This is a genomic window from Kineococcus vitellinus, from assembly GCF_009906315.1.
GTDB lineage: Bacteria > Actinomycetota > Actinomycetes > Actinomycetales > Kineococcaceae > Kineococcus > Kineococcus vitellinus.
On record NZ_JAAALL010000183.1, the window covers coordinates 1 to 9188 of the forward strand.

At 77.5% G+C, this 9188-nt stretch carries 8 protein-coding genes and 1 pseudogene; 4 read left to right on the top strand and 5 right to left on the bottom strand.

The window, feature by feature from the left end; genetic code table 11:
* Positions 1-123: 123 nt before the first annotated feature.
* Positions 124-579 carry a VOC family protein gene (locus tag GTQ99_RS15370; RefSeq protein WP_166616608.1) on the bottom strand — a complete coding sequence of 152 codons (456 nt, stop codon included), beginning with the start codon at positions 577-579 and terminating at the stop codon, positions 124-126.
* Between the two features lie 106 nt (positions 580-685).
* Here GTQ99_RS15370 and GTQ99_RS15375 point away from each other — a divergent pair, with 106 nt between their 5' ends.
* Both GTQ99_RS15375 and GTQ99_RS15380 read left to right on the top strand, forming a co-directional pair.
* A complete protein-coding gene (locus GTQ99_RS15375; protein WP_166616609.1) occupies positions 686-1708 on the top strand; it encodes an HTH domain-containing protein in 1023 nt (340 codons plus the stop codon).
* A gap of 38 nt (positions 1709-1746) precedes the next feature.
* Positions 1747-2532, top strand: coding sequence for a class I SAM-dependent methyltransferase (locus GTQ99_RS15380; RefSeq protein WP_166616610.1), 786 nt, complete (start codon positions 1747-1749; stop codon positions 2530-2532).
* A 43-nt stretch (positions 2533-2575) separates the two neighbouring features.
* Here GTQ99_RS15380 and GTQ99_RS15385 read toward each other — a convergent pair.
* Positions 2576-2749 (bottom strand): annotated as a pseudogene (locus GTQ99_RS15385) (aldo/keto reductase); the annotation flags it as partial.
* Between the two features lie 52 nt (positions 2750-2801).
* On the opposite strand from GTQ99_RS15385, the gene GTQ99_RS15390 reads away from it, so the two are divergent.
* Positions 2802-3923 carry a VIT1/CCC1 transporter family protein gene (locus tag GTQ99_RS15390; protein ID WP_166616611.1) on the top strand — a complete coding sequence of 374 codons (1122 nt, stop codon included), beginning with the start codon at positions 2802-2804 and terminating at the stop codon, positions 3921-3923.
* A 13-nt stretch (positions 3924-3936) separates the two neighbouring features.
* Here the strand turns inward: GTQ99_RS15390 and GTQ99_RS15395 are convergent, their stop codons facing one another.
* Complete coding sequence (locus GTQ99_RS15395; RefSeq protein ID WP_338075024.1) at positions 3937-4764, bottom strand: HAD family hydrolase; 828 nt, start codon at positions 4762-4764, stop codon at positions 3937-3939.
* Positions 4765-4815: 51 nt separating this feature from the next.
* A complete protein-coding gene (serS, locus tag GTQ99_RS15400) occupies positions 4816-6090 on the bottom strand; it encodes a serine--tRNA ligase (RefSeq protein WP_166616612.1) in 1275 nt (424 codons plus the stop codon).
* Positions 6091-6158: 68 nt separating this feature from the next.
* Between serS and GTQ99_RS15405 the strand changes: the two genes are divergently transcribed.
* Positions 6159-7277, top strand: a complete 1119-nt coding sequence (locus GTQ99_RS15405; RefSeq protein WP_205707568.1) for a diacylglycerol/lipid kinase family protein — start codon at positions 6159-6161, stop codon at positions 7275-7277.
* A gap of 6 nt (positions 7278-7283) precedes the next feature.
* Here GTQ99_RS15405 and GTQ99_RS15410 read toward each other — a convergent pair.
* Positions 7284-9188, bottom strand: a 1905-nt coding sequence (locus GTQ99_RS15410) for an EAL domain-containing protein (protein WP_166616613.1), incomplete at its 5' end; no start/stop codon positions are given.

Sequence of the window (9188 nt, forward strand, 5' to 3'; positions counted from 1 at the left end):
GTCCCAGGTGGTGCGGCCGCCGGACGCCGGCCGCACCGCCTGGGACGGCCTGGCGGGGCGGCGGGTCGCCGACCTCGCCGACGTCGCCGCCGCCCAGGCCCGGCGGCGGGGCGGCGGGGCCGCTCAGGGGGCCGCGACGGCGCCCGCACCGCTCCCGGCGGTGGGATCGGCGGTGGGGACCACGTCGAGGACCCACACGATCCCGAACCGGTCCTCGAGCATCCCGTAGAGCGGGGACCAGCCGGAGGGGGCGAGGTCCTGCACGACGCGGCCGCCCTCGGCGAGCCCCGCCCAGCAGGCGCTGACCTCCTCGGGGGAGGTGCTGCGCACGGAGACGAAGGTGGAGTTCACGCCCCGCTCGAAGGGCGTGCGGGCGGGCACGTCGTAGGCCATGACGTGGAAGCCGCCGTCGCCGACGACCTCGCCCCACAGGACGCGGCCCGCGTCGGCGGGGTCCTGCACGGCGTGCGCGTCGTCGTAGGTGACGACGCTGACGCGGCCGCCGACGACGGAGCCGTACAGCTCCAGCGCCGCGCGGGCCTCGCCGCGGAAGTTCAGGTGGGTGGTGGTGGTGATCACGACGGGCTCCTCGCCTGCGGGGGTCGTCCGGCTGCTGCCGGCCGAGGACGACGTTCGCGCAGGATGCGGTCAACCGCTGTCCGCATCCTGCGGCAGCATCGAGGTCGTGAACGCGACCTCCGCGCGGCTGCTGGCGCTGCTCTCGCTGCTGCAGGCGCGCCGCGACTGGCCGGGGGAGCTGCTGGCCGAGCGGCTGCGGGTCAGCCGGCGCACCGTGCGCCGCGACGTGGAGCGGCTGCGCGAGCTGGGCTACCCGGTCGCCGCCACCCGGGGCCCGGAGGGCGGCTACCGGCTGGGCGCCGGCGCGCAGCTGCCGCCGCTGCTCTTCGACGACGAGCAGGCCGTGGCGCTGGCCGTGGCGCTGCGCGCGGCCGCCGCCACGGGGACCGGCACCGCGGAGGCCGCGGCGCGCGCGCTGGAGAGCGTGCGCCAGGTGATGCCCGCGCGCCTGCGCCACCGCCTCGACGGCCTGCACGTCACCGCCGTCCCGCCCGCGGCGGGGGCCGGCGGCTCCCCGGCCGACCCGCAGGTCCTGCTGGCGCTCAGCGCCGCCGTCCGCGCCCGCGAGGTGCTGCGCTTCGACCACGCCCCCGCTCCCGCCCCCGTGCCGAGGGCGGGGGACGGCGGCGGGCCCGGCGCGCCACCGCCGCCGCGGCGCGTGCAGCCGCACCACCTGCTCACCCGGGGCGGGCGCTGGTACCTGCTCGGCTGGGACCTCGACCGCGAGGGCTGGCGCACCTTCCGCGCGGACCGGATCACCCCGCGCTCCCCCACCGGGCCGCGCTTCGTCCCGCGCGAGGTGCCCGGCGGGGACGTGGCCGCCTTCGTCGACGGCGTCTTCAAGGGCGCCGGCGGTCCCGGCGGCTGGCCCTGCCGCGGCGAGGTGCTGCTGGACCTGCCCGCCGCCGCGGTGCTCCCGCACGCCGGGGACGGGGTCGTCGAGGACCTCGGGCCGCAGCGCTGCCGACTGGTGCTGGGCTCCTGGTCGTGGCCGGCGCTGGCCGCGGCGGTCGGCGCCTTCGACGCCGACTTCGAGGTCGTCGGCCCCGCCGAGCTGCGAGCGGCGTGCGCGGCGCTCTCCCACCGCTTCGCCGCCGCCGCGGGGACCGGCCCGCCCCGGCGGCGCTGAGCGGCTCCCGCCCGGCCCCGGCGGCGGTACCGTCGCGCATGAGCGCGAGGCGGCTGGTGTGGCGGGCCTGCTACGAGCTGCTGGCCGCGCGGGTGCGCGAACCCCGCTGGGCCTTCATGGACTACGGCTACGCGCCGCCGGGGCCGCCGGTGCTGGAGCTGGAACCGCGGGACGAGGCGGACCGGCTGTGCATCCAGCTCTACGAGCACGTGGTGGCCGGGGACCTGCGCGGGCGCGACGTGCTGGAGGTCGGCAGCGGCCGCGGCGGCGGGGTCTCCTACCTCAGCCGCTACCGCGGGCCGCGCTCGGTGGTCGGGCTGGACCTCTCCGCGCGGGCGGTGGCGCTGAGCACGCGCGAGCGCGGCGGCCCCGGCGCCTCCTTCGTCCACGGCGACGCCCTGGCCGTGCCCTTCCCGGACGACTCCTTCGACGCCGTCGTCAACGTGGAGTCCTCGCACTGCTACGGCGACGTCCCGGCGTTCCTGGCCGAGGTGCGCCGCGTGCTGCGCCCCGGCGGGGACTTCTTCTTCGCCGACCTGCGCCCCGCCCGGCAGGTGGAGCGGCTGCGCGCCGAGCTGGCCGCCTGCGGTCTGCGGGTGCACCGCGAGGAGGACGTCAGCGCCGGGGTGCTGCGCGCCCTGGAGCGCGACAGCGAGCGCAAGCTCGGCCTCATCGACGCGTGGATCCCGCGCCCCCTGCACCCGGCGTTCCGGCCGTTCGCCGGCATCGCGGGCACCCGCAACCACACCGGCCTGCGCGACGGCGACCAGCGCTACCTGAGCGCCTGGCTGGTCGCGCCGCCGCAGCCGGCGCCCGCCGGCTGACCGGCGCCCCCCCCCCCGCTCAGCCCTGCGCTCAGCCCTGCGCTCAGCCCTGCGGTGCCGGGCGCAGCACCTCCTCGACGGCGGCGAACTCCTGCGCGGTCAGCGGGCCGGCGGCCATCGCCCCGACGTTCTCCTCCACCTGCGCCACCGTGCGGCACCCCGGGATCGGGACCGTGCGCGGGCTGCGCGCCCAGATCCACGCCAGCGCACCCTGCGCCGGCGGGTGCCGCCAGCGCGTCAAGGGGCGGGGCGGCCGCGATGATGGCGCGGTGAGCGTCCCCCCTCGCGAGCGCCCCGCCAGCGGCGCGGACCTGCGCCGCTGGCGCCAGCACCTGGCCGACGAGCGCGCCGAGGCCGCCGTCTACCGCGACCTGGCCGCCCGCCGCGGCGGCGAGGAGCGCGAGATCCTGCTCGCGCTCGCCGAGGCCGAGGACCGGCACGCCGCGCACTGGGAGGCGCTGCTGGGCGAGGACGTGGGCCGCCCGCGCCGGGTGGACCTGCGCACCCGGGTGCTGGCGTTCCTGGCCCGGCACTTCGGCTCCGTCTTCGTCCTCGCGCTCGTCCAGCGCGCCGAGGCCCGCTCGCCGTACGAGACCGACGCCGACGCCACCGCCGCGATGGCCGCCGACGAGCGCATCCACGGCGAGGTCGTGCGGGGGCTGGCCACCCGCGGCCGCAACCGGCTGTCGGGGACGTTCCGCGCGGCGGTGTTCGGCGCCAACGACGGCCTCGTCAGCAACCTGTCGCTGGTGCTGGGGATCAGCGCCAGCGGCGTCTCGAACCGCACCGTGCTGCTGACCGGGGTGGCCGGCCTGCTCGCGGGGGCGCTGTCGATGGGGGCGGGCGAGTTCGTCTCGGTGCGCTCCCAGCGCGAGCTGCTGGAGGCCTCCACCCCCGACCCGCAGGCCCGCCACGCCGTGCCGCACCTGGACGTGGACGCCAACGAGCTGACGCTGGTCTACCGCGCCCGCGGCATGGGCGAGGCCGAGGCCGCGGCCCACGCCGCGGAGGTGCTGCGCGAGCACCGCCTCGCCGCTCCCGGCGAGGTGCCCGGTGCCGGCACCCGCAGCGCCCCGGCCGCCGACGCCGCGGACGTCGACGAGCACGAGGCCGTCGGCACCGGTCTGGGCGCGGCCGCCTCCAGCTTCTGCTTCTTCGCCTCCGGGGCGCTGGTGCCCGTGCTGCCGCACCTGCTCGGCCTGCGCGGCACGAGCGCCCTCGTCGCCGCGGTCGTGCTCGTCGGGCTGAGCCTGCTGGCGACCGGTGCCGTCGTGGGCCTGCTGTCGGGGGGCCCGCCGCTGCGGCGCGGGCTGCGCCAGCTCGCCATCGGGTGCTCCGCCGCCGCCGTCACCTACGGGCTGGGGCTGCTGTTCGGCACGAGCACCGCCTGAGGGCGGGGCCGGCTCAGGCGGTGCGGGCCGTCCGCCGGGCCAGCAGCTCCTCCAGCACCAGCGCCAGGCCGTCGTCGTCGACGCTCGCCGTGACCTCGTCGGCGACGGCCTGCACCTCGGCGGGGGCGTTGCCCATCGCCACCCCGCGCCCGGCCCACCGCAGCATCTCGACGTCGTTGCGCCCGTCGCCCACCGCCAGCGTCGCGGAGCGCTCGACCTCCAGGCGCACGCGCACCTCCTCCAGCGCGCTGGCCTTCGTGACGCCGTCGGGCGCCAGGTCCAGCCAGGCGGTCCAGCCCACCGAGTACGCCACCCCGTGCAGGCCGACCTGCTCGACGAGGCCGCTGAGCTCGGCGGAGGTGTGCTCGGGGCTGCGCACGACGACGCGCATCACCGGCTCGGTGAACAGCTCCTCGAAGGGGACGACCTCGATCTCGCCGGTCAGCTCGCCGTCCGGGAAGGGCGCCGTCAGCTTGAACCCGCGGCCCAGGACCTCCACGGCGAACAACCCGGTCGGCAGGTGCTCGCGCAGCGCCTCCGCCACCCCGGACGGGTCGAAGGTGTGCAGCGAGACGACCGCGTAGCCCTCCTCGGCGTCCGGTTCCAGCCGCACCGTGACCGCGCCGTTGGAGCAGACCGCGTACCCGGTGCTCAGGCCCAGGCGCTGCAGCACCGGCAGCGCCCCGTGCAGCGAGCGCCCCGTGGCCACGACCACGTGCGCGCCCGCCGCCGCCACCTGCCGCACCGCCGCGCGGACGCGGTCGGACAGCACCTCGTCCAGGTCGACGATCGTCCCGTCGATGTCGAGCGCGACCAGCACGCCCTCAAGCCCCCCACTCACGTCAGCACCCTAGTCAACGGGACGCGGGGCGGCCCGGTGGGCGGGGAGGGTTCAGCCGACCGGCTGCAGGACCTCCAGGCCCAGGAACGGCTGCAGGGCCGCCGGGACCCGCACCGAGCCGTCGGCCTGCTGGTGGTTCTCCAGGATCGCCACCAGCCAGCGGGTCGTGGCCAGCGTGCCGTTGAGGGTGGCGACCGGGCGGGTGCCCGCACCGTCCTCGACGCGCTCGCGGATGCCCAGCCGGCGCGCCTGGAAGGTCGTGCAGTTGGAGGTGGACGTCAGCTCGCGGTAGGCGCCCTGCGAGGGCACCCACGCCTCGCAGTCGAACTTGCGCGCCGCCGAGGAGCCCAGGTCGCCCGCGGCGGTGTCGATGACGCGGTACGGGACCTCGACCGCGGCGAGCATGTCCTTCTCGAAGCCCAGCAGCCGCCGGTGCTCGGCCGCGGCGTCCTCGGGGCGGCAGAAGGAGAACATCTCCACCTTGTGGAACTGGTGGACGCGGATGATGCCGCGGGTGTCCTTGCCGTAGGAACCGGCCTCGCGGCGGTAGCAGGCCGACCAGCCCGCGTAGCGCCGCGGCCCCGCCGACAGGTCGAGGATCTCGTCGGAGTGGTAGCCGGCGAGGGCGACCTCGGAGGTGCCGGTGAGGTAGAGGTCGTCCTCCTCCAGCTTGTAGACCTCCGCGGCGTGCGCGCCGAGGAAGCCGGTGCCCGCCATGACCTCCGGCTTGACCAGCGTCGGGGTGATCATCGGGGTGAAACCGGCGGCGACGGCCCTGGAGACCGCCAGGTTGAGCAGCGCCAGCTCCAGGCGGGCGCCGACCCCGGTGAGGAAGTAGAAGCGCGAGCCCGACACCTTCGCGCCGCGGGCGGTGTCGATGGCGCCCAGCGCCTCGCCCAGCTCCAGGTGGTCGCGCCAGGCGTCCAGGCCCTCGGGCAGCTGCGGGTGGGCGCCGACCTCCTCGAGCACGACGTAGTCGTCCTCACCGCCCGGCGGGACGCCGTCCTCGACGACGTTGGGGATGCTGCGCAGCGCGGCGTCGAACTCGGCGCCCAGCGCCGCGGAGTCCGCCTCGGCGGCCTTGACGCGCTCGGACAGCTCCTTGACGTCGGCGAGCAGCGCCTGCTTCTCCTCGCCCTTCGCCTTCGCCACGTCCTTGCCGCGGGACTTCTGCTCCGCGCGCAGCCGCTCGAACTCGGAGATGGCGGCGCGGCGGCGGACGTCGAGGTCCAGGACGCGGTCGACGACGGCGCCGTCCTCGCCGCGGGCCCGCTGGCTGGCCCGCACGGCCTCCGGGTCGTCCCTCAGCACTCGCAGGTCGATCACGCCACGACCCTAACCGAGAGCGTCGTGCTGGCGGAGGGCGCCGGGAGGGTGCCCGGTAGCGTGACCGGATGAGCGCGCAGGACCTCTTCAGCACGGGCGCGCTCGCCGTCCTCCTCGCGCTCGCGCTCCTCGTGGCCTCCACGCTGCTCGCCCGCGAGCGCCGCGAGGTCCGCTCGCTGCGCTCGGGGCAGCTCCTCGCGGCGAGCGCACCGCCGCCGCAGGAGGTGCGCACGCCGCAGCCGCGGGCCGCGATCGTGGTGAACCCGACGAAGTTCGACGACCTCGACGAGCAGGCGGTGCGCCGCCGGCAGGCGTACGTGGCGGCGGTGTTCCGCTCCCACGGCTGGGCGGACCCGCGGTGGCTGCTGACGACACCGGACTCCCACGGCGACGACCAGGCGCGGCAGGCGGTCGCGGACGGCGCCGACGTCGTGGTCGCGGCCGGCGGCGACGGCACCGTGCGGGCGGTGGCGGCTGGCCTGACGGGGACCGGGGTGCCGATGGCGGTGCTGCCGGCGGGCACCGGGAACCTGCTGGCGCGCAACCTGGACATCCCGCACGCCGACCTCGCGGCGGCGCTGGACCTGGTGTTCGCCGCCGGCGACCAGCGCGTCGACGTGGGCCGGCTGGAGGTCGACCGCACCGGCTCCGACGCCTCGCCGGAGAGCTACCTCTTCCTCGTCATGGCGGGCCTGGGCTTCGACGCGGCGATGATGGCCGGGGTCGAGGACCGGCTGAAGCGGCGCATCGGCTACGGCGCGTACGTCGTCTCCGGGGCGCGGGCGCTGTGGGGGCCGCAGGCCAAGGTGCGCGTCAGCGTCGACGACGAGGAGGAGACGCCGGTGCGCACCCGGTCGGTCATCGTCGGCAACTGCGGCAAGCTCACCAAGCAGCTGGTGCTCATGCCGGACGCGCGCATCGACGACGGCTTCCTCGACGCGGTGGTGCTCTCCCCGCGCGGCGGGATCGGCTGGGGCGAGGTGGCGTGGGCCATCGCCACCCGCGACCGGCGCGGGCAGCGGCGGGTGCGCCACCTGCGCGGGCGCACCTTCGAGGTCACGTGCAGCGAGCCGCAGGAGGTCGAGCTGGACGGCGACCCGATCGGCGCGGCCCGCCGCATCCGGCTGACCGTGGAGCCGGGGGTGCTGCTGGTGCGCTGCCCCCCGCTGCACCCGCCCGGCACCTGAGGCGGCTCAGGCGGGCACGTCCGCGGGCACGTCCGCGGGCGCGTCGCCGGTGAGGTGCCCGGGCGCGTCGCCGGTGGGGTGCCCGGGCGCGGCGCAGGTGCCCAGGCGGCGCGCGGCGCGGGCGGCGAGGGCGGTGGCGGCGTCGCGCAGCACGGGGTGCAGCTCGTGCCGGCCCTCGCGCCACACCGCCGACAGCGCGAACTGGGCGCCGTCGTCGGTGACGACGGGCACCGTGAGCACCGACGAGGCGCCCAGGCGGGCCGCGAGCGCGGGGTCGACGACGGAGCTGGTGCGCGCGTCGGGCACCCAGACGGTGCGCTCGGTGGCCACGGCGCGCGAGAGCGCGCTGCGCCCGGCCGCGTCGAAGGCGAGCGGGGACAGGGCGTCCTCCCCGGCGTCCCCGGCGTCGCCGGCGTCCCCGGCGTCGCCGACGTGGCGCAGCACCTCCCAGCGGCCGGCGGCCGCCGCGGCGGGGCGCAGGACGAGGGTGAGGTCGGGGCGCAGCAGGTCGTGCACGGCGTCGGTGAGCAGCCGCACGACGTCGCAGCGCCCACCGGCGCGCTCCAGCTCCGGCACGGCCTGCAGCAGGGCGTGCACGCGCTCGAGCAGCCCGGTGGCGTCGAGGCCCTCGAGGCTGTCGGCGACGACGCCGGCGAGGGCGCGGAACTGCTCGCGCCGGCCCTCCGTCAGCTCCAGGGGCTCGTGGTCGTAGGCGCACAGCACCGCCAGGGTGCGGCCGCGGGCGTCGACGACGGGGACGCCGACGTAGTGGCGCGCGCCCGCGGTGACGAACTCGCCGCCGACGAAGCGCGGGTCCTCCTGGGCGTCCTGGACGACGACGACGTCGTGCTGCAGGACCGTCCACGCGCAGGGGCTGCCGTCGCGGGCCGCGAGGGTGATCGGGTGGCCGTGCCCGGCGAGCAGGTGGACGTGCTCGTCGGTGACGACGTTCAGGCTGGCGAACTCGGCGCCGCAGACGGCGGCGGCTAGGGCGGTGACCCGGCGCAGCAGCCCCTGCGCGCTGCTCGCGGTGGCGAGGACGGCCTGGGCGGTGCGCGCGCGCTCGGCCTCGTCGGCGGGGCGCGGGGCGCGCAGCGGCGCGCGGGCGCCGGTGGCGGCGGCGGCGGTCCCGCGCCCGGCGACCGGCGCGGGAGCGGTGAAGACCTCCTCGGCGGGCACCGGGCGGGCGTAGTGGTAGCCCTGCAGGACGTCGGCGCCCAGGCTGGTGACGAGGTCGCCGGTGCGGGCGTCCTCGATGCCCTCGGCGACGACCTCCATGGACAGCCGGTGCGCCAGGTCGACCAGCGAGCGCACGATGGCGGCGTCGGTGGGGGCCTGCGGGGCGGCGGCCACGAAGGTGCGGTCGATCTTCAGCTCGTCGGCCTCCAGCTGGCGCAGCATCGTCAGCGAGGTGTAGCCGGTGCCGAAGTCGTCCAGCGAGACGCGGGCGCCGGCCGCGCGCAGGTCCGCCAGGACGGCCGAGGCGCCCGCGGGGTCGGCCAGCAGCGCGGTCTCGGTGACCTCCAGGGTCAGCACGCTGCGCCCGAGGCCGTTGTCGGCGATGGCCCGGCGCACCTCCTCCACCAGCGAGGGGTCGGCGAGCACGACGGGCGAGACGTTGACGGAGACACCGACGTCGTGGCCCTCGGCGCGCCAGGCCGCGCACTGGGCGGCGGCGGTGCGCAGCACCCAGCGGGTGAGCCCGACGACGGCCCGGCTGCGCTCGGCGAGGGGGATGAAGGCGCCGGGTCCCAGCAGGCCGCGCTCGGGGTGCTGCCAGCGCACGAGGGCCTCCACGCCGACGGTGCGGCCGGTGCCGGCGGCGACGAGCGGCTGGTAGTGCAGGCGCAGCTGGCCGGCCTCCACGGCGGCGGGCAGCTCGGCGTGCAGGCGCAGCGCGTCGGCGTCGAC